The sequence below is a fragment of the Enterococcus sp. DIV0358 genome, from assembly GCF_051713465.1.
Lineage (GTDB): Bacteria > Bacillota > Bacilli > Lactobacillales > Enterococcaceae > Enterococcus > Enterococcus faecalis.
In genome coordinates this window covers 812,796-834,054 of record NZ_JBIOPX010000001.1, presented here as the reverse complement: position 1 = coordinate 834,054, position 21,259 = coordinate 812,796, and the positions used below count along the sequence as shown (strand labels likewise).

General features: G+C 30.9%; 17 protein-coding genes and 2 pseudogenes. 3 read left to right on the top strand and 16 right to left on the bottom strand.

Features of this window, described 5'->3' with window-relative positions; translation table 11 throughout:
- Positions 1–44: 44 nt before the first annotated feature.
- The 3 genes from IGK70_RS04160 to celB all read right to left on the bottom strand — a co-directional run bounded on the left by IGK70_RS04160 (position 45) and on the right by celB (position 4,103).
- Positions 45–746: a hypothetical protein gene (locus IGK70_RS04160; protein ID WP_131501843.1), complete on the bottom strand. Its 702-nt coding sequence runs from the start codon at positions 744–746 to the stop codon at positions 45–47.
- A gap of 183 nt (positions 747–929) precedes the next feature.
- A complete protein-coding gene (locus IGK70_RS04155; protein WP_010819872.1) occupies positions 930–2,819 on the bottom strand; it encodes a DUF4838 domain-containing protein in 1,890 nt (629 codons plus the stop codon).
- Positions 2,820–2,828: 9 nt separating this feature from the next.
- The gene (celB, locus tag IGK70_RS04150) at positions 2,829–4,103 is read right to left on the bottom strand and encodes a PTS cellobiose transporter subunit IIC (RefSeq protein ID WP_010819871.1); all 1,275 of its coding nucleotides are present in this window, start codon (positions 4,101–4,103) and stop codon (positions 2,829–2,831) included.
- Positions 4,104–4,238: 135 nt separating this feature from the next.
- Between celB and IGK70_RS04145 the strand changes: the two genes are divergently transcribed.
- Together IGK70_RS04145 and IGK70_RS04140 are read left to right on the top strand one after the other, a co-directional pair.
- Positions 4,239–5,468 carry an ROK family transcriptional regulator gene (locus tag IGK70_RS04145; RefSeq protein WP_010819870.1) on the top strand — a complete coding sequence of 410 codons (1,230 nt, stop codon included), beginning with the start codon at positions 4,239–4,241 and terminating at the stop codon, positions 5,466–5,468.
- Positions 5,469–6,172: 704 nt separating this feature from the next.
- Positions 6,173–6,376 (top strand): annotated as a pseudogene (locus IGK70_RS04140) (Tn3 family transposase); the annotation flags it as partial.
- Positions 6,377–6,883: 507 nt separating this feature from the next.
- Here IGK70_RS04140 and IGK70_RS04135 read toward each other — a convergent pair.
- The 7 genes from IGK70_RS04135 to IGK70_RS04105 all read right to left on the bottom strand — a co-directional run bounded on the left by IGK70_RS04135 (position 6,884) and on the right by IGK70_RS04105 (position 14,524).
- The gene (locus tag IGK70_RS04135) at positions 6,884–7,747 is read right to left on the bottom strand and encodes a hypothetical protein (RefSeq protein WP_104671072.1); all 864 of its coding nucleotides are present in this window, start codon (positions 7,745–7,747) and stop codon (positions 6,884–6,886) included.
- Positions 7,748–7,768: 21 nt separating this feature from the next.
- Positions 7,769–10,525 carry a glycoside hydrolase family 16 protein gene (locus IGK70_RS04130; RefSeq protein ID WP_220421758.1) on the bottom strand — a complete coding sequence of 919 codons (2,757 nt, stop codon included), beginning with the start codon at positions 10,523–10,525 and terminating at the stop codon, positions 7,769–7,771.
- A 63-nt stretch (positions 10,526–10,588) separates the two neighbouring features.
- On the bottom strand, positions 10,589–11,509 hold the full coding sequence (locus tag IGK70_RS04125; protein WP_181039426.1) for a YSIRK-type signal peptide-containing protein: 921 nt from the start codon (positions 11,507–11,509) through the stop codon (positions 10,589–10,591).
- Between the two features lie 93 nt (positions 11,510–11,602).
- Positions 11,603–12,919 carry a PTS sugar transporter subunit IIC gene (locus IGK70_RS04120; protein ID WP_010819866.1) on the bottom strand — a complete coding sequence of 439 codons (1,317 nt, stop codon included), beginning with the start codon at positions 12,917–12,919 and terminating at the stop codon, positions 11,603–11,605.
- 50 nt (positions 12,920–12,969) lie between these two features.
- Positions 12,970–13,287 carry a PTS lactose/cellobiose transporter subunit IIA gene (locus IGK70_RS04115; protein ID WP_010819865.1) on the bottom strand — a complete coding sequence of 106 codons (318 nt, stop codon included), beginning with the start codon at positions 13,285–13,287 and terminating at the stop codon, positions 12,970–12,972.
- On the bottom strand, positions 13,287–13,613 hold the full coding sequence (locus tag IGK70_RS04110) for a PTS sugar transporter subunit IIB (protein ID WP_010819864.1): 327 nt from the start codon (positions 13,611–13,613) through the stop codon (positions 13,287–13,289). The genes IGK70_RS04115 and IGK70_RS04110 overlap by 1 nt, the downstream gene beginning before the upstream one ends.
- A gap of 11 nt (positions 13,614–13,624) precedes the next feature.
- The gene (locus tag IGK70_RS04105; protein WP_010819863.1) at positions 13,625–14,524 is read right to left on the bottom strand and encodes a DUF7916 family protein; all 900 of its coding nucleotides are present in this window, start codon (positions 14,522–14,524) and stop codon (positions 13,625–13,627) included.
- A gap of 405 nt (positions 14,525–14,929) precedes the next feature.
- On the opposite strand from IGK70_RS04105, the gene IGK70_RS04100 reads away from it, so the two are divergent.
- A complete protein-coding gene (locus IGK70_RS04100) occupies positions 14,930–16,117 on the top strand; it encodes an ROK family protein (RefSeq protein WP_010819862.1) in 1,188 nt (395 codons plus the stop codon).
- 572 nt (positions 16,118–16,689) lie between these two features.
- Here the strand turns inward: IGK70_RS04100 and tnpA are convergent.
- The 6 genes and pseudogenes from tnpA to IGK70_RS04070 form a co-directional block, all read right to left on the bottom strand.
- A complete protein-coding gene (tnpA, locus tag IGK70_RS04095; protein WP_373408819.1) occupies positions 16,690–17,199 on the bottom strand; it encodes an IS200/IS605 family transposase in 510 nt (169 codons plus the stop codon).
- A gap of 198 nt (positions 17,200–17,397) precedes the next feature.
- Positions 17,398–17,642 (bottom strand): annotated as a pseudogene (locus IGK70_RS04090) (helical hairpin domain-containing protein); the annotation flags it as partial.
- A gap of 264 nt (positions 17,643–17,906) precedes the next feature.
- On the bottom strand, positions 17,907–19,040 hold the full coding sequence (locus tag IGK70_RS04085; RefSeq protein WP_010819860.1) for an NAD(P)/FAD-dependent oxidoreductase: 1,134 nt from the start codon (positions 19,038–19,040) through the stop codon (positions 17,907–17,909).
- A gap of 102 nt (positions 19,041–19,142) precedes the next feature.
- On the bottom strand, positions 19,143–20,213 hold the full coding sequence (locus tag IGK70_RS04080) for an ammonium transporter (RefSeq protein ID WP_220421757.1): 1,071 nt from the start codon (positions 20,211–20,213) through the stop codon (positions 19,143–19,145).
- A gap of 194 nt (positions 20,214–20,407) precedes the next feature.
- Positions 20,408–20,812 carry a NusG domain II-containing protein gene (locus IGK70_RS04075; protein ID WP_002358541.1) on the bottom strand — a complete coding sequence of 135 codons (405 nt, stop codon included), beginning with the start codon at positions 20,810–20,812 and terminating at the stop codon, positions 20,408–20,410.
- A gap of 51 nt (positions 20,813–20,863) precedes the next feature.
- Positions 20,864–21,241, bottom strand: a complete 378-nt coding sequence (locus tag IGK70_RS04070; RefSeq protein ID WP_002382844.1) for a hypothetical protein — start codon at positions 21,239–21,241, stop codon at positions 20,864–20,866.
- Positions 21,242–21,259: the final 18 nt, after the last annotated feature.

Sequence of the window (21,259 nt, the reverse complement as noted above, 5' to 3'; positions counted from 1 at the left end):
AGTGTGAATTGCTTCGTCCAATTTAAAATTTGTTTCTGATAAAATCATATTATTTTGATTAATTGTTTTTTTAATATTGCTTTCTTTCCTGTCAATTCCAAAAAATAATTTACTGTATCATTATTTCTAAAGTTAATCTTTATTGTATTATACTCTTTAATTTCACCTGTTTGTCCAAGAGAAAAACCAACGCTATAACCAATAGAAGAACTCTCTTCTATAGCGTCACTCAAAAGATTGTAATCAAAGTAGCTGAATTTATTTTTTGGAGATAGTAAAATAGATCCATCGTCTAATCTTACATCATCAGAATAAGTAAATCTCGATAAATCACTGACTTGATTAAAATTATCTTTGAAATAAACATTAGGATCCTCTATTTCTTTTATAAAATCTGCATAAATAGTTACATTTCCAATTTTATCACTTAACTCAAACATATTATTATTAATATCTAACAAACCATCTGTACTAGCACCATCATCTGTTCGAAACGATTTATACCCATTAAATATATATCCTGGTCTAGGCTTAGGAATTAATATAATTGTATCCCCATCTTTTCCTTCTAAAATATTGTTTTTTGTCGATAATTCTCCACCTATATTATTTTCTTCGCCATTTGTAGTCACTTGCAAGTTTACTTTATAAAGCGATTGATCTGTTTCAATCGCAAATACTTTCTTTAGTCCCATACAATAAATTAAGGAATATATCATTAACATACCCAAAAAAAATTTTTTCATTTCAACTATTCCTTCCGTTTATTTATACATGATTCATTCCTATTATTTTTTATCCAAATATCTTTATTCCTATCAAAAATAAAGTCTTCTAATAATCAACACCAAGAAGATACTAGAAGACTTTTTATCCAAACAACAAATTTAAATCATGAATAAATAAATAAATATTTATTTATTTATTTACTATAAGCTAAAACCTGCGTAGTTTTTAGCAACTTCAATTACTCTATACACATCAAGATTATTTTGAATTTTTTCTTCATTTCTACGAATAAAATCCATAAAATCATGCCAAAATATTTGAGAAAGTTCATAATTTCCTTCACTTAAAAGTGCCAAAGATGTAGCTAACTTAATAACGTATTCTCTATGGTATCCAAGCTGTATCCATTGTTCTTTTATGACACCATCCTGCTTGCTTATATTTTCTTCAATCAAAGAAAGGCTAGATTGAGCTAAACGAACAGCTGTTTTATAGTTTAAACTCAATTTTGGATTTATTCGATCTCCTATAGCATTAAAATGATCACAAGATGAATAGGTTGATAATTGTTCTAGATATTGAACTATCGTATGCCAATCAGATCCATATAAATTAGAAAAGTAATCAACTAACACTTCTTCATACTTACTATTTTTATCCCAGAGCATTTCACCCATTACATAGTTTGGGAAATTGTGGGGAAACCCTGCACGTAATTCTTGACAACTAATGTATCCACCTAAATTAAGTCTATCTAAATACTTAATATCTCGACTAATTACCCGACTAATCTTCATATAACCTAAATCACCATAATGTGCACGCCCTAATGGATAGTCATATACAAAACTATCTCCGCTAAAACATTTTTGCCAACTAAAAAGATAGGAAAGATTTTCTTCTAATGAATTTGGTAAAATAATTTTATTTCGAATATATTGATTAGGTATAGGAATTCCTCGATCGTAATCTACATCAGCATAACTTTTTTCAAAAGTTCTTGTAATTGGAGCAAACATCATTGTAAAGCGATCCGGATTTTTTATTTTCTCTTTTTGTGGAGCAAATAACAATTCGTGATACAATAAAAAACAAATTTTTGTTTCTAATTTCTCCCTTGTTAAAGCAGAATCTAATTGATTCAAAATCCGAACATATTGATCTGAAGGTAATTCCTTTTGGCATTTCGGACATTCACAAATATTATTACGCGCATCAGATAACCAAACATGAAGATAATCTACATCTTTTCTTTCTTTAGCATAAGCAACTATCAATTCTACCATTTTATTTTCAACTTCAGGATTAGAAAAATCTAAACTAGTAAGTATTGGAGCAGTATCATATAATTCTCGCTCACCATTAATTTCTGCAACTAATGGTTTCTTCTCTTCTGGTAATTTTATTCCTGCTTCCCATCCAAATTTTGAAGAATAACCTAAAACTTCACCTGTCCATCCATGACCTACTCTATGTTGCCTTAAACTACGTTCATGGATTTCCTTATCAATTTTATGACTCATTTCCTCAGCAATTTCATTCGAAAACTCTTCTTTCTCTGTATAAGGATTAAATTCATGTTCATACCAACGTTTTAAAAATGAATATGGATTTTCAAATTGAATAAAAAATGAATTCATCCCTATCTTAGGTAACCAATCAATAAAATCACATACATTTTCAAAGGAATCTGCCCCTTCTATGCAAACACCTCTATGCTTAAAACTTGCTTTTTCATCAATACTTATATTCGATTCTGTAAAATAAGAAAAATTAAGATCAGGTAAAATTTCATTTTTTCTGCCAGGTCTTAAGTAACGCACTCCAAACATTTTAAAAAATTTATAAAAAGCTATAATAAGTCCTATCTCACTATTGGAAACTAATTGACCTTTTCCTTTGTTTAAATTTATTGATATCTTTTCTACTGATAATTCATCTGGAATAATATCAAAAACTAAATCTGCTTGTTTTTTTTCATCAATAAAATCCAGATTAATTTTAAATACTTTTGAAAAATAGTACTCACATTCTTTTTTTAAAAAAGAATTATTCTTTACACAATCACTAAAATAAATACTTAAATTCATCTTTTCACCTCATTTTTTACTTTCATCTAATAAATTGTTTCGATCCGCAGCCTTAAAAAATGGGAAGTAGATTACAAAGGATACAAAAACTAGAATTACTTGTAGTACTGCTCCTTTCCAACTTCCTGTTGCTAAAAATCCACCAATAATTGGAGGAGTTGTCCAGGGTAAAGTAACTCCTGTAGTATATGGCACTAATCCCATAACCATTGAAAAATATGTTATAATCGCATTCACTATTGGAGTAAGTACAAATGGGATTAGCATAATCGGATTTAATACAGTAGGAAATGTAAACAGAATAGCTGTATTTATGTTGAATAGTGCTGGAATTCCCGACACCTTACCCAGGGTCTTGTATTCTTTACTTTTACTAAAAAACATCAAACATAAAGCTAAGCCAATGGTCGCACCTCCTCCACCAATATATACAAATAAATCCATAAATGGAGCAGTTACAATATGAGGTAAGGTTTCCCCTGCTGCTTGTGCAATTCTATTATCATCAGCATATTGAATCCACAATGGATTCATCACCGATCCAACAACTTGACCTCCATTTACGCCACAAAACCAAAAAATAGAATTCAATAACACTGCAATAAATGTTCCTAGCAAAGTACTTGCAATATATCCTAATGGAGTGCCGATAACAACTGATAGAATATTATTTAAACTTCCTAAACCAGATAATTCAATCAATTTAAGTACTCCTGCAAAGAAAACTAAAATAACTATACCTGGTATCAATGCTGAAAATGATTTACTTACTGCATCAGGAACACTTTCAGGCATTTTTATAGTAATTTTTTTTTGAATAAACCATCTATATATTTCAGCAGAAATCATCCCTACAACTATAGCAGCAAAAATTCCTTTTCCTCCTAACATACTGTATGGAATTCCTAAAGCCTCAGACTTATCAACAATCGATGGAGTCATTAAAAGAAAAGCTCCTAAAGCTAATACTCCCGAAGACGGGCCATCGGTGTCATAAGATTCTGCCAATCGGTAAGAAATCCCAAAAACTGTAACTAATGCCATTAAACCAAAGGAATTATTAGCCATAGTATTTAACAAAGAAGCTAAGTCCCAATGTGATTTAAGCCAATCGTTCCATGCAGCGATTGGAAAATCCTTTATTAAAACAAAAAAAGAACCAATTAAAACCAGCGGCATCGCCATCATAATTCCTTCTCTTAGCGCCTTCAAATGCCGTTGTTTTCCAATCTTCTCTCCTAGCGGAGCTAGCTTATTCTCGAGAAAACTTAAAAATTTTTTCATCAAATCACCCTTTTGTTTATTTTTGATAAATAAATATTAACATGAAAGCGCTTTATCGTCAAGTTTTTAATTACTTATAATAAATAAAAAAACGTGGTATAATAATCTTAATTAAATGAGCGGAGTGAAATTATTATGACTAAAAAAAACGTAACAGAAATATATTTAAAAAATAGATCTACAGTAATTCTGCATCTATACAGACATCCAAAAACTTCTAGAATTGAAATTTCTAAACTAACTGGTTTGACACCAGCAACTATTACAAAAATAATAGGAGATCTTATTGATGAAAATATTGTTATAGAAACTGGAGATGAAATTAGCGGGAATACAGGATCTGGTAGAAAGCAAAAAATTATCAAATTAAATGAAAATAAAGCTATTTTCATAGGAGTTGAGGTGAATGTAAAGGGGATTTTTGCTGTAGCAACTAATTTAATTGGTGAAGTTTTAATAGAAGAAAAAATGACTTATTCTTATAATAAAAAGAATATCAATAGCGAAATCACTAATTTAATCAAAAAACTTATTAGTAAAACAAACACCCAAGAAATATGTGGAGCCGGCATAGCTATCCCTGGCCATTTTGATACAGAAAATAACTCCATTGTTTCAAATAACCAAAGCTGGGATTTTTTTTGTTTACAAGAAATAAGTAGTAAATTTAAATTCCCATTTATAGCAGAAAATAATATAAAAAGTATGGCTATTGGCAAATACTTGTTTAACGTTCAATCCACTCCAGAAAATTTTTTATTTTTCCATATAGGAGCTGGTATGTTCTGCTCTTTTTTTCAATCAAAAGATTTAGGCTTTAATTCTAATTATTATCTTGGTGAAATCGGACATACTGTGGTAGACATCAATGGCCCCCAGTGTGAATGTGGCAAACAAGGTTGTTTGCAAACTTATATATCGGATTCATGGCTACTAAAACGTGCTCACTTTTTATTTAATTATTCACAAAATACTACACTCAAAAGCTTAGTCAGCCAAGCTAAAAATATAGATTTAGCTACAATTATTCATGCGTATGAATTAGGTGATATTTATATATATCACCAAGTAAATCTAGGCTTAAAATTACTAGCTACTTCTATTGCAAATAGCTTGATTTTACAAGATGCACATACAATTTATATAAATAGTGAACTTTTAAACTATAATAGTTTTAAAACTCAATTAGTTAACTCTATAAAAAAGCAATTGTCATTTATGCCATCTCAAAAAAATAGCTTTATTGAAGTATTGAACTATAACATATATGAAGGAGCAAAAGGTGCTGCTGCTCTAGCTTCATTAGGTTTCTTTATTAAACATACTGGATATAGAAATTATCACTCTTCACATACCAGTTTCTAGAATATTTTTAGTAATCTATAAAAGTGAATATATAGCTAAACATGTTTCTTAAGTATTCATGATAATAATAGTACCTATCTAATTTCCACAACTGATACTTTGGAAGTTACATGTAATACTTTTAACTTTCAGAGAGTAATGTTTCATTGTTTAGTAGTACTATTTACAGTTTTAGACATCCCCTCTTAACTACACTATTTAACTCTTTCATGGATAAAAATTATGAATATTCTACGAGCTCCTTTAATTGATGAAAATAGAAAAAATTAATTACTTATGTTTTCATTGATTAAAAGAATTTCAACAAATCCATACGAATGAATGGAATTTCTCAACTATCTCTGAAGAGCAAGTAAATAGCTGACTTTTAAAGCTAAATCCATCCTTGTTCAAAGAATGAGTATTCAACAAAACTACCCCTTTTTATCGTTTTTGTTTATAAGTATGAAAGAAGCGATTACGACCGTTAAAAGATTTGACTCGTGCAATATTTACTCTATTTGGAATAGTTGAACTACTTTTAGATGGTTCTATTGAAATTGATTGTTTGCGAAGCTGAGTGTTTAATCAATCTTCAGCAAGAAGTCCAATACGTTTGTGGATAACCTAGATATTAGTGTTCTAGCAATACTTTTAGAAGGAACTTGTAATATTAGCTTTTCTTCAGTATCTAAACAAGAAATCGAGATTTTTAAATATAATCGACAAATGTAGTTATTTATTGGAATACGCTCTATTTAGAAAGAGTAATTGACCGAATGCGTGTAGAAAGATTTGATTGTTCAGAAGAGAAAATCAATAAATTGTCACCACTTCTCTTTGAGCATATTAATTTTATTGGTAAATATTCTTTTCGATATGATCCTTCTTTGAAAAATGGACAGTTACGCCCTTTAAATTCACAATAAAACTAAAATGTTCGTGTTTTAAACACTACCACTATTTTCTGCACGAATGTTCCAGAAGAATATTTCGGGAGAGAAAAAGAGAAAAAGAAAAAAACAAGAAATGTTGATTTAACAGCATCTCTTGTTTTTTTCATGTCTCACTACTGCTATTTTCTGTATAGATGTTCCAGTGACCCCGTACAGAGTAGAAAATGCTCTGTACTTGGAGCAATTATATAATTTCTCTTTACTAACATCATTTGACAAAAATCCCCAAATATTCAGTCCAACAATTTTTGCTACATACGATTCTTTTTTTATCTATTACATGCATTTGTTAGTAAAAAAATAATTATTATTTGCTACTACTTCTTGTTGTATTATTTTATCCATAATATTAATAATTATGTCATCATTCTACAACAAGTATTTTTTATTAAAAATAATCATCACTTACACATACTCGCTACTTAGCATTTTTCTTTCTTACTCCTAATCCCATCCCACTTAAAGCAATAAAAATCGATCCTAAAATAAACAAGAATGAGAATTTTTTTCTCCAGTTTTAGGTAACAGTTTATTATAACAAAATATATTACTATTATCTGCAAGGTTTGATTTAAGGTTAGTTTTTTCTTTTGTAATGCTAGTGATATCAATATTCATACTATAATTATTTAATCTTGCGGTTTCTTTTTTTGATTCATCTAAATTTTCCAGATAATTCAGTCTATGATTTTTCATATCAGTTTTTCCAAACGAAACATTGTCTGCACCGTCTTTTTCAGCTTCTAATAATAAATCTTTCTTAATAGATGATTTTGCTTTACTGAAATCGTACAACTTAATAAACTTTGAAGGAATTAAAATAAATATTATTCTTTCTTTTCCGTCACTAACTCCAGAATTAACTTTCTGTTTAAATGTAGCTACATGAAATGTATTAGACTCAATAGACAAATCTACATTGTTCCAAGCCCAACCATCAGGCAACGAAACACTAGATAATTTATCTCCAACAGCTCCACTTAATCCTTCTTTTGGTAATACAGTAAGAAAAACAGTTTTTCTTGCAAGTTTATAACTAGGAGTGGTCCAACCATTTAAATTTTGAGCATCAGGTAATGCAGTATAGTGAAGATTGTATACTCCTGGTTCTAAACGTTTCAAAGCATCAATATCATTTTTATCTTTAACCACTGTCATAACTTCATTTCTGCCACCAACAGCTCCTGTGTTTTCAAACATGAATTCATTATCAATAGAAAAATCAACTACATAACCATTCTTATCTGTCGAAACATTTTGCAACAAATCCACTTCACTTCCAGATAGAATAGTAATATTTTCAACTCCATGTAAATTTGGTGCATCTTCATAATACTTTTCCATTGCAACCTTTTGTTCATCTGTTTACAACCATCTAACCCAGTCCACTTTTAATTCAGTACCATCCTTGGCTAAATAATCTCCAGCATCCCCAGCCCAGTTACCCCCAGTTGCTAAATTAAATTGGATATATTGTGGCCGATTCAAACTTGCTGCTGCAGCTTTTAATCGTTTATCATTAGCTGAATTTGTAGGATCACTAAAATTGAGTGTGTTATAAACAACACCATCCACATACCATTCAATCTTATCTGGTGTCCAATTGATCCCAAAAACATGATACTTATCATAAAAATCTTCTGTTATCTTCAAATTACCACCCAGACTTGAAGCAATGTATTGACCATCCTCATCGTAATAGCCATAACTTCCGTCCCTATCACCATCCTGTGTATTTGCATAATAAAAGTGTGGTGTACCTACTGCATTTTTATTACTATTATTTGTTCCACCTTTTTCTCCTTCAGCTAACCGTTCGTCTGTTGGAGCTCCAATTAATTCCATAATATCTATTTCACCTACTGAAGGCCAATCATAACCCTGTTTAGGATTAATTCGACCGTCCATATGAAAATCAGAACCTAACGTCCAAAAAGCAGGGAAAACTCCTTTACCTTTTGGCAACTTAATTTTAGCTTCAATTCTTCCATATAAAAATTCTTGTTTTCCTTGAGTTCGAACACTTCCAGAATTATATTTTACTAACCTAGCATTATCTTTCCATCGGGTCGTATTTTTATATTGATCTTCTTTAGGACGATCTGTAACTTTTAAAACTAAGTTACCATCTTCAATAGCAACATTATCTTTACTACTACTATAATGTTGCTGTTCATTTCCTCGAATATTTCCTAACTCATATCCCCATATAGTTTGATCTAGTTCTTCAGTCTTAAATTGATCTTCCCATACTAAATTATACGTTTCTAACTCTTTAACTGAAACATTATCTAAACAAATCGAGCTATTTTGTATATCTTGATTTCTTGCTTCAGACCATTTTACAGTTCCTACATAAGTTTCATTAGATTCAGCAACAAATTCAATTCTGTATCTTTCTTTTTTACCTTTAGCAAAATCAGAAGACTGTAACTGTTTAATAACTTTCCCTTGTTTTCCATTATTAACTTCCTTAACAGTTAGATAAACTCCGTCTAAAGTGGTAGAGGAATCAGCTAAAACATCTGCTTCCAATACATATTTTTTGCCAGGAGTTGTTGGTATTTTTTGTAAAACGTATTCATCAGTCGAATTAGTAGTAATCATTCCTACAGAGTTTCCTGCCTTAGGATCCAATTGAACAATCGAATTTCCGCCTTCTTTAAATTCCCACTCTCGTTTAGATGAAACGTAATCGTTCTCAAATTTACCATTCACTACTTTATTTAGATAACCAATAGTAGATTCGTCTCCTTGATTGGTTACAGAAACAGGAACATTTACAAAAATCGCGCGTGAATCTTCGCTTGTGCTAAATTTTACTTTATAAAACTCTTGCTCTCCTATTATTAACTGATCATCCTCCCAAGCCCAACCTTCTGGAAGCTTAATTGTAGATAACTTAGCTCCTGATTGGCCTGAAAGACCTGATTCAGGAAGAATAATTAGTGAGGTAGTTTTCAAAAGTGTTATATATATATCCCCTGTAGCTAATACATCATTATTTAATTTTTTATTTTTGGGAACAACGCTATAATGAACATTGTAAATGCCTGGTTTAAGATTAGAAATATCATTTTTATCAATAGTGTTCACTAGTTTTAACTCTCCAGTGTCAGTATACATATATTCATCATCTATGCTAGCATTAACCACATAATCGTCTCTATCTACTTGTGCATTAGACAAAACATCATAATTTGTTCCTTCTTTAATTACAATGTCTGTTATACCTGTAAGCTTTGGAGCATCAGCATACCAAGCTTCTGCAGCCTTCTTTTGCTCTTCATTTTGTGACCAGCGAATCCAATCAACAGTCATAGAAGTATTGTCATCAGCTAAATAATCACCTGCATCGCCAGCCCAATCGCCACCCGTTGCTAGATTTAGTTTCAGGATTTGTGGACGATTAATGCTTCTAGCGGCAGCTTCTAATCTTTCATTACCAACAAGATTCATAGAATTATAAATAACACCGTCAAGATACCAATCAATCCTTTCTGGAGACCAATCAATCCCAAAAATATGGTATTCATTCCAAAAATCATCTTCTATCTTAGCATTACCGCCCAACTCATATGGATCATAACTACCATCTTTATCTACATCGCCATTGATATAGTAAAAATGAGGAGTTCCATAAATTATTTGATTACTTTGTCTTGCATTGTCTGTTGGATCTGTTTCACCATTCTCAGCTCTTTCTGTAGTCGGAGCCCCGATTAATTCCATAATATCTATTTCTCCACCACCAGGCCAACCATATGATGTTCCCATTAACCAAAATGCAGGAAATGCCCCTTTACCTTTAGGTAGCTTAGCCTTCATTTCAATGCGACCATATAAAAAGTCCTTTTTACCAGATGTGTTAATAAAACCTGAATCATACTTAATAGTTCTACCATTAGGTTTTCTTGGATTACTTTCTTCTTTTTCACGTTTAGTGACTGACAAAACTAAATTTCCATTTTCAACATTAACGTTACTCTTACTTGTAGTATAATTTTGTTGTTCACTTCGTCCCACAGTACCCGGCATGTAACTCCAAGTATCTTTATCTAACTCTGACTTATCAAAATCTTCTTGCCAAATAATTTCATAATTACTTTCTGATTTCTCCACGACAACTAAATTGTCAATACTGATTTCTGTTTTTTCGGTATTAATAGTCGGATCATTGGGATTCTACTTAACAATACCAACAAGTGTTTCTGCTCCTTCTGCAGTAAATTCAAATGTTTGCTTCGTCCAATCTTTTAGCGTTTGATCTAAATATAGTTGGCTGTATACTTTTCCCTGTTGTCTATTCTCTGTGAATTCCTTTACAGTAAAATATGCTCCCGTAGGTGTAGCATTTCGAGCAACTACTTTCAAATCAGCTGTAACTAAATATTTTTTCCCTGGTGTTGTTGGTATTTTCTGCAAAATATATTCATCTTTTGTTTCACCATTAATTTTTCCAAACGTATTATTTCCCTCAGTTACAATAGTAGAAACTCCCCAAGGCTTCATCGTCCATTTTGATTTATTGGAAACAATGCTTCCTTCAAAATCACCATCTGCTACACGATTTAATTCACTATTTACCTTTTCTGCTGTTACTTCTTCACTTACTGTTGATTCCCTCTCAATTTCTGCCGTTGCAACTCCACTTGGCTCTTCTGTTCCATTTTCAACTGTTGTACCATCACTTACTGTTGGCTCCTTCTCAATTTCTGCCGTTGCAACTCCATTTGACTCTTCTGCTCCATTTTCAACTGTTGTACCATCACTTACTGTTGATTCCTTCTCAATTTCTGCCGTTGCAACTCCATTTGACTCTTCTACTCCATTTTCGACTGTTGTACCATTACTTACTATTGACTCCTTCTCAACCTCTGCCGTTACAACTCCACTTGGCTCTTCTGTTAATGCAATATTATTGTCACTGTTTACCTCTATATTAGTAACCTCTGCAGCTGATACTGGATTCCCTAAATACAAAGCTGTTCCAACTAAAACAGAAGCAACCCCAACACTTAATTTCTTAATAGAATATTTTTGAACTTTGCAAGCATATTTTTGTTTTCTTAAAAGTACATTTCTTTTAGATACCACTTTTTCCACCCCTCGTATACGTAATTAAAAAACGCTTACATATGTATCAGAGTAATCAGACATTAATGCTTACTCTGATACATATTACCATACTATAAACAGCTAAATATTGTTTTCATATTTCTCGCTAGCTTTCCATCTTCGCTCAACATTAAAGATAAACGGTAAATAAATAATAATATCCAATACAATTAGAATAACTTGTAAAACAGAAGCTTGCCAGCTACCCGTTGCTAAAAAACCTGAAACAACTGGTGGCATTGTCCAACCGGGATCTGTATATGTTCCAGGAACTATACCTGAGCTGAACGCTAAATAGGCAACAATGAGATTTACTGCTGGAGCTAAAACAAACGGAATGACCGTTAAGACATTCAAAACGACTGGAAGCCCGAACATTGTAGGTTCATTAATATTAAAAAGACCTGGCAATAACGTTAAAGGTGAAAGAACCTTCGCCTGTTGACTAGCTTTGCGACGTTTTGCTAACCATGCTAACGCAATGACTAACCCAATTGTCGCACCCGAACCACCAATAAAAACAAAATTATCCATGAATACAGATGTGAAAACATGCGGAAGTTCTTGTCCAGCTTTATGGGCTGCAGCATTTTCTGTTAAATTAGTTAACCAAATAGGCTTCATAATTGGATTATTTAACACATTCCCCCCATGAACACCACAAAACCACAATAAACCATTCAACAAAACAACAATAAAATTACCAAACAACGTACTTCCTAGCATACTAAACGGAACACCTAAAACTGTTTTTACTATATCATGTACATTAGGTAATTTTAGACTATCTAACAGTCCATAAATAATAAGCCAAAAAATTAGAATTACTGCTCCAGGAATAATGGCACTAAAACTTTTTGATACTGCTGGAGGAACTCCATCAGGCATTTTTATACGAATATCTTTTTTCATGAACCATTGATACACATAACCATTAAGTAAGCCTAAAACAATTGCTACAAATAATCCACCAGATGATAAATATGATGGTGCAATTCCCCCCACAGAACCTAATGTTTTACCCGATTCATCCAAAAAAGGGATTGTAAACGGAGTAACCATTAAAAACGCTGATATATTAATAACACCTGCTGAAATTCCGTCTTCTCTATATTGTTTGACCAGACTATAAGGAATGGCAAAAGCAGCAATTAAAGCAATCAAATTAAAACTAGAATCGACTCCTTTCCAAAGATACACCGAAATACCCATTTCACTAAGCCAACTTTCCCACCCTGGAACCGGAAAGCTCGCAATTACCATCAAAAATGATCCGATAAGAATTAACGGCATTGAATAAGTAATGCCATCACGAATAGCTATTAAAAATTTATTGTTTCCAAACCGACCAGCAATAGGCACTAACTTACTCTGAACGATTTCCTCAAATTTATTCATTATTCTTCTCCTTCTTTACTCTATTTTAGAAAAACACTAATATTTTATCCTTATTTCGAATTCATTACTTTATATAAATCTACAATTTCTTTAGCTAGATCAGTAAACGTAATACTTGTCATTAAATGATCCTGACTATGCACTAATAACAAAGTAATACTGTTTTCTTCTCCCTGTGCTTCAGCTACTAACATATCTGTTTGAGAGTTATGCGCAAAAGTTAATGATTCATTTGCAGCTTTTAACTTTTCTTCTGCTTGTTCGAAATCATAGCACTTTGCAAACTCAATAGCTTCCATAGCATTGCTCTTTGCGTCTCCACCATATATAATTAATCCCATTATCGCCTGCATTATTTTTTCATTCATTAACATTCTCTCCTATTTATTAAATTTTCAGCTAGCATAAGAACTTTTCCCCCATCCATCATTCCATAATCGGTCATCGGAATAACATCTACTGGGATACTCTTAGGTTCTAAATCCAATTTAAATTGATGTAACATATATCTTACCTGTGGTCCCAATAACACTACATCTACATTTTTTTCTTCAGCATATTGAATAGAGTCTGAGACTGGTACTGCAAAAATTTCAACATCTAATTGCTTTGCTTCAGCAGCTTTTTGCATTTTTGTAACTAGTAAGCTAGTACTCATACCAGCTGCACATGCTAACATAATTTTTTTTGACATTATTTATTCTCCTATCTATTAATTGATCTTGCGATTACTGAAACAGTATGTCTAACTCCTCTAATAGCTTTGCTTAATTCATAAATATTTTCTACTGGCGCAACACCTCCATATCCTGCATCTCCGATGTGTTGAATATCTACTCCACAAATCTTATTACGAATTGCAATATCCCGAATTGTTGAAACATCAGAACTTTCTTGACTAGTACCAATAGCTGAAAGCACTAAACCACCATTTTTATGAACTTCTTTTACAATCTCAATCAATTCTTTTTCTCCAAAACATGGAACTGTTCCAACAGCTGGCACTAAAATAATGTCTGCACCTACATCTAATATTTTTTTAGTAATTTCTATATCTACAACCTCTTCATTTACCCCTGCTCCATGCATTTTCCCTGCAATAATTAATCCCGAAAATATTTTTTTTGCTTCTTCAATAGCTTCAATAATTTGTTGATTTGAGACACCCGTTCCTGGATTACCTGTCAAGCAAATAAAATCAAACCCTAATTCTTCTACACGTTTAAAGGTTTGTATATTTGCTTGCCTCCCCAATTCCAACTCTAAACGTTCTTCTTGCAACTCTGAATTTATATCGACAGGTTCCAAATTCACACCTACAGGACGTCCAACTAACGAATGCAATTTATCAACAATATTATTTTCTTCACTATCTAATCCAAAAACTGTAGGATGAAACACATCTAATCCATTTAATAAAATTAAATCTGCACCAAATGCACGCGCAATTTCCGCATTAGTAATATCACCTATAAAACTTTCTCTTGGTGCCACGTTTTCGGACAATACAACTCTGCCTTCACTAGCCTTAATACTTTGCTTTAACTCCAGTGTATTCATTTTTAAAATATCTGAAGAGCTTGCACTAATAAGTCTTTTAACCACATAACTTCTCTCCTTATACAATTGATTTTTTGTTGTCAAATAATTACTAATTATGACGACATCCAAACTTATCAATTAGAAAATTTTACAAATATACCTAAATCGCCCCAAAAAACCTTTCCCTTTTAAAAACATAACAAAATAACAACGTTAAGTTCATTACTTCTCTAATAAATCCTAAAAGATTTTAATTACTATACATAATTATGAAACCCCTTCCATATGTGCATTTAATAACAAATGGTTATCAACCTCATTTTATATCTATTAATTATTTAATGTCAATACTAATCCTTAAATTTTTTATAAGAGTATCTAAAACTATCTAAGCTTTTTAAAAATCTCTATCACCTATTACTATTATTTCTATGCTATAATTTCAGATAAGGATTGGAGGTATGTAAAATGGAACTTACAAAAAAACAAAAAGAATTGTGTTCTAAAATACTAAATGTAATTTATCCCGAGAGACCAATTTCTAGAATTGATATTGCCCACAAAACTGGTATTACGCCAGCTACTGTTAGCTTTCTTACAGGAATAATGATTGACAAAAACCTTTTATACGAATTGGGTGAATCACACAACGAAACAATAAAGGCTGGTCGAAGAAAAATCTTATTGGATATTTCTCAAAAATATAGTTTTTTTATTGGATCTGAAATATCTGAATCATTTTATTCTTACGTTTTAACCGATAATACTGGAAAAGTCTTTTCAAAAAAAATTTTTCCCATAAATAAATCAGAATTATTTTGTACCACTGATATTTTTATCGAAAATCTTTTATCGTTTTATAAATCATTGACTGTCCCTGTATCTGCAATTGGAATTGCATTGCCAGGACATTACAATAATACAAGTCAAATAATTACTAACAACTTAAAATGGGCTAATTTTAAATTAACTGAAGTCATAGATTCTTTAGAAATTCCAATTTTTTTTGATAATAACGTGAATTGTATGGCCTTAGCAGAGCGTTTTTTCTATAGTAAAAAAAATGAGAACTTCGTGTTTTTTCATCTTGGTCGAGGAATTCATTGCTCTTATTTCTATAATGATGATATTTTTAGTAAAGAAAACTTCTTAATAGGTGAAATAGGGCACACTGTTGTAAATTTAAGTGGTCAACTCTGTGAGTGTGGAAAAAAAGGATGTTTACAAACGTACGCTAGTGAAACATGGTTATTAAAGTCTTCACAATTAATCTATAAAAATTCCACTTCTACTTTTTTACATCAATTGGTTGACTCCGAAACAGATATTTCTATAGAACTGATTCTTACTGCATATAGTCTTGGAGATCCTGCTATTTTAAAATTGATTGAAACTGCTCTCAATTGTATCGCTTTAACGTTAAATAATTTAAATATGACTCTTGATTACTCTAAACTGTTTTTACATGGAAAAATATTTGATAATAAAAATATTTTTCAACGTTTATCTCAACTATTAAATACAGATCCTAAGTTATTAACCTCCCCCCCAAAAAAAGAAATTATAAAAAAAGACTATTACAAAATCAACGGGGCCATAGGAGCATCTGCGTTATGTATATATAAAAAATTAGAGAATTATAACTTTGTAGCTTAATATATTGGTTTTATTTAAAAATATCTCTATAAATCTCAAACTTTTGTAGCGCCTTTTAATTATTCAAGATAATTTAGAAAGGGAATTTCTATTAAATATATTACCTACTAAAAATTTTAATATATTAGTTTTGTCTTCAATAGATTATGTTATTGAAGACAAAACTAAATAAATACAACTAAGATGTGGGTAAATTTCAAATAGAGGTAATATAAATCTTTTAAAATAGATTTTATTTGTCTACTTTGAATATCTCTTTACCAAACTTATATGTATAACACCATTCTAATATAAACTTTTTATGTACTGTATTCTAGTATCCTCAAAATTACAAACGAGGCATTTCACAATGTAAAAACTATTAACGACGAAATTAGCAGTCGAAAAGTATTCTTTATTAGTATCATGCGTGTAAATAGAAACACAACGATACTTTATATATTCTGAATTGTATCCATTATTTTCTCACTCATCATATTTAATAGCCCTAGAAGGGCTCGCTACCTGCTACTCCCTTAAAGGGAGCTTTTTTAGAGACCTCCAACCGCTACCTTTCTATTCTTATCTAGCTGTTACTTCCTAAATGGATCTTTATACTCTCTTTTGTTTATACTATCCCTTACTCGATCTTCTGCTTCTTGTTCTCGTATATACTTTGCTATCGTTTTTTGGTTCAGTCCTACAGTGCTCACATAATAACCTTTTGACCAAAAGGATCGATTTCCATAATTGTATTTTAAATTCGCATGACGTTCATGAATGATTACTGCACTTCTTCCTTTTAAGAAACCCATAAAACCTGATACACTCAACTTCGGTGGAATTCTTACCAACATATGGATATGGTCGGGCATTGCATGCGCTTCAATGATTTCGACTTCTTTCATCTCACACAATTTTCTTAGTATTTTCCCTATATCTCGCCTCAATTGACCATAGATTACTTTTCTTCTATATTTTGGTGTAAACACAAGATGATACTTACAATTCCAACGAGTGTGTGCTAAACTTTTATCGCTAAAGCTCTGACCTCCACGCGCAGTACGCGTGTTTTTTTGTCGAAATCTCTTTAGAGATTTCAACTGACTAAAGTCATTAATAAAAGCTAGAATTCGAGCAACGATTCTTACTAGTGGTAGTAAAACCACTAGTAAGAACCGTTAACAGTCCAATGTAACGGGAAAGAAGACGTAGAATAAAACAAGGTAAAAATAACACTACAGACAACCCTCATTTCAAAATAAGTATAAAACTTTCCTTCCATTCCTTAACATTTGTTTTTATAATTTTGGTTTGACATTATTTTGGTTTTCGGTTTCTTTTTTTGTACAGCTTGAATTTCATGAAGTTGATTAATTTCATTTCGCATTCGTTCCAATTTATTCTCTAACAGATATTGACTGATTTTAATTGCTTCTATTTCCCCTTGAACATCTTCATAAGAAAATCCCGCAAGTGCTGAGTCTGGTAACAATGTTTTCAATTTTTGCTGAACCAACTCTAGTTCTCCATTCAGTTCATTTTTCTAATCAGAAGTAATTCAAATTACTAAAAATAAAGTTGCTGAAGGTATATTCTTATTTCCAACTAAATAAATTATTAAAATTTAATAGACTTTCTATACAAAGAGAGTCTATTTTTTATTATAGTCAATCTTAGGTTAACTAATAGATGTCTTTGAAATCAAAATAAATAACTATTTCAAAATTCAAATTTCATTGATTAGCATTACTTAAATTATTTAAAAATCTTTTAATTTATAAAATAAGTTATAACAATTACTTATTTGTCAACAATTACATCTTACTTCACTCCCAGAGCAATCATCCAAATAAAAAGATTGATTTTTATAGTATGACAATTTTTTTTCGTCAATAGTAATATGTTTTCGCCGGGCAATTTCATTAGCAATTACGGCAAAACGTTGTCGAAATTTATATATATAACAAAAAATGGTATTACCTTTACATACATTTGGACCAATTAAAAAAATATTTTTAGCAATTATCGATTCATCAAAATCATTCAAAAGAACCTGTCCATTTTCCTTATACTTAAACAATGATGCAGTAATAGATTTTGTGCCATTTTCAAAACCTGTACAAAGAATTGGTAAATTTTCTACAAGTAATGATTTATTATCTTCTGTAATCAATATATAGCCCGTAGATGTTTTATCAATCTTTTTAATTTTGATAGTTGTGTATACTTTAATAGTATCTATATTTTTTTGAGTTACATGTAAATCAAAAAATCTCTGTCTTGTGCGAGGTGCTAACCTTTTGCTCGGGTCAGCATCTCTTATATTTAACCCCAAAGTATCTGTATAAATTGTAACTCGTTTACCTAATTTAGCTAATTCAATAGCTGCATCAATCGCACTCTCATTTCCTCCGATAATCGTCTGCTTATCCCCTTTAATTTCAATCCAAGAATTAATCTCGCCATAATGTAAACTATTCTTATAAGCACCTTTAATACTAGATTTATTTGGAAAAGAGAACTCTCCCATCGCAAAAATTACATATTCTGCATGAATAAATCCTTTTGTTGTTTCAAGCAAATAACCAGTTTTTTCTTTTTTAATAGATTGAACTTTACAATTTGTCTTAATAGGTAACTTATATTCTTCTGAAACTAATTGTAGGTATTTAGCATAATCTTTTCCAGATAAACGTTCCTTACCTAAAGTATATGAAGGAGATGTATCAATTGCTATTGCATTTAAATCAGGCATCCCAAATCCATTACTTGTAAAAGAAGGAGTGATAAATCTTGTTTGCTCAGGCCATTTAATAAAACTATTACCTACCTGCTTTCTCTCTAAAATAGCAAAATTATTTATGCCAAAATCTTTTAAAGCAACCCCCATACCTACGCCAGCAGCGCCTGCTCCAATAATTATAACTTCTTTATTTTCCATTATTTACCTCCACTAAAATTTAAAGTCTTCAAATTTCTTCCTGAGTGTTATTATTGACTATTATTTTGATATTCATACACACTAGGAATAATTTTAATTTTTTTATTTAATACATTGAGAATAACAATCATTTACTATTTTTTTCAATAAATAATGAATCAAAAGACTTAAACTAAGGCTCCAAATACTGATTAAAAAAGTCCCAAATAATTGAAGAAAAAAGTCCCCTTTTTCTGCCATGACACCAGTTAAAATCGATCCTGCAATTCCACCCACTGCATTCATCCCAAAAGAATCTGCAGCGTCATCAAAATTTGCTATGCTTAGATGCATTATGTGAATAACAATTGGACAAAGGGTACATACAATTACCGAAATTAATAAACTAAATGCAGGAGATACATATCCAACCGAGCAAGTACTACCTACTAATCCGCCGATTATTCCATTCATTATAGAATAGATAGATACTTTTTTTATTAAAATCCATTGGGTAAAAGTCCAGCTAATGCTACCGCCTAAAATTGAAATAAGTGTATTTAACCAAACTTGAATAGCTTCTTCACCGATTTTTCCAGAAGGTGCCATATTAAATCCGAACCATCCTAAGGTAATAAACAGCATTCCTACAAAAGCTATCATTTCTTGTGATTTAAATATCAATGAATTCTTTAAACGTATTGGTGATGTTATTGCTAAAACAAGACTTCCTATTCCAGCGGTAGTATGGACTACTAGTCCGCCTGAATAATCCAGTACTCCCATTTTCCCTAGCCAATTTCCATGTCCCCATAACGAAAAGCAAATAGGTGCATAAACAAATACAATCCACAAAGGAACAAACAACACAATATATTTCCAATTACCTCTTTCTAATACTGAACCAATTATCATAATTACAGAATATAAGCAAAAAAGTAATTGTATCAGTATAGAAACAATTTCACTAGAAGCTAAGGGGCTATAAAAGATACTATATTGAATATTTACAAAAAAACTTAATGAGTATCCTACAAATAACCAACATAGAGTACCAGAAATAATAGTTACTAAACCCAAAATTAAAGTATGATGTATATATCTGTGATTAACTAGACCAACATAGTATAAAATTACTCCAAAAATCATTAACCACATAAAACAAAAGCAAACAAAAATAAATAGGTTATTCATAAAACCTCCATTTAATTAACTGTAAATCATTACTTTCACTTAAAATATAACATTTATAAATGTTATTTAATAAGGACAATCCCATCTCATATTTGTTATTACATTCTTCCAAATAAAACTAAACTATATTGATATTAATGCAATAAAATATTTACAAAAAAATCATTTTTTAGCATGTATGCCAAAAAATGATTTTAGTAAATATAATAATCCTTAGAATATTGTTGAACAATTTCTAAAATGAATCTGTGAGGAATACAGATACTAGTTTGCCCTGGTTCTGATATCCATCCTGTTTTCACCGCAATTTGATCTGGACTATTATCTTTTTTTACACGAACGTGCCCATTTTTAACTTCTATAGTATTATATTGCCCTTTTGATGGATAATATGTTTTGATAAATTCTTTTGAATCATCTAAATTTATACGCTCAATCTCTTTCCCATCTATCTTGACCACAGCATATTTAGTGTCGTCAAAACTTTTGGAGTTAAATGGATTATTGTGAAAAAAAATAAAATATGGAGAAAAAGAGATAGCTATTAAAAAGATAATAACTATTATGTCTCCTTTTTTCATCAGACCCTTTTTACACATTTTTAATTAGTGAACTGTTTTTCCATTTGTTTCTGAACATCTTGTCTTTACTCACCTTTCTTCAAGAAATTGTTGAATTTGAATCCGTACATCATAGGCACAATCTTTATCATTCAGTAATAATATTAATTCTTCTTTTAAACAAACGGGAACTTCCCAAAAACCATCTATTTTCTGGAAATAATCAGGGTCATAATTATTAAAAAACGGGTACAATTTTAAAAATTCTTCAAAAGATAAATCATATTCTTCATAAAAGTCTTTAACTAATCCTTTTTTAAGAGCCTCTTCTGTTGGAGTGCCATTTTCATTAATAATATTCTTCATAACCATTATTCTGTATAATTCAGACTTATCATATCTTTCTTGTTCATAATCTTGATAAAATTGAAAGCTCTGTTCCACAAGTGGTGGATAAATAATATTCATTTTCTTCAATACTATTAC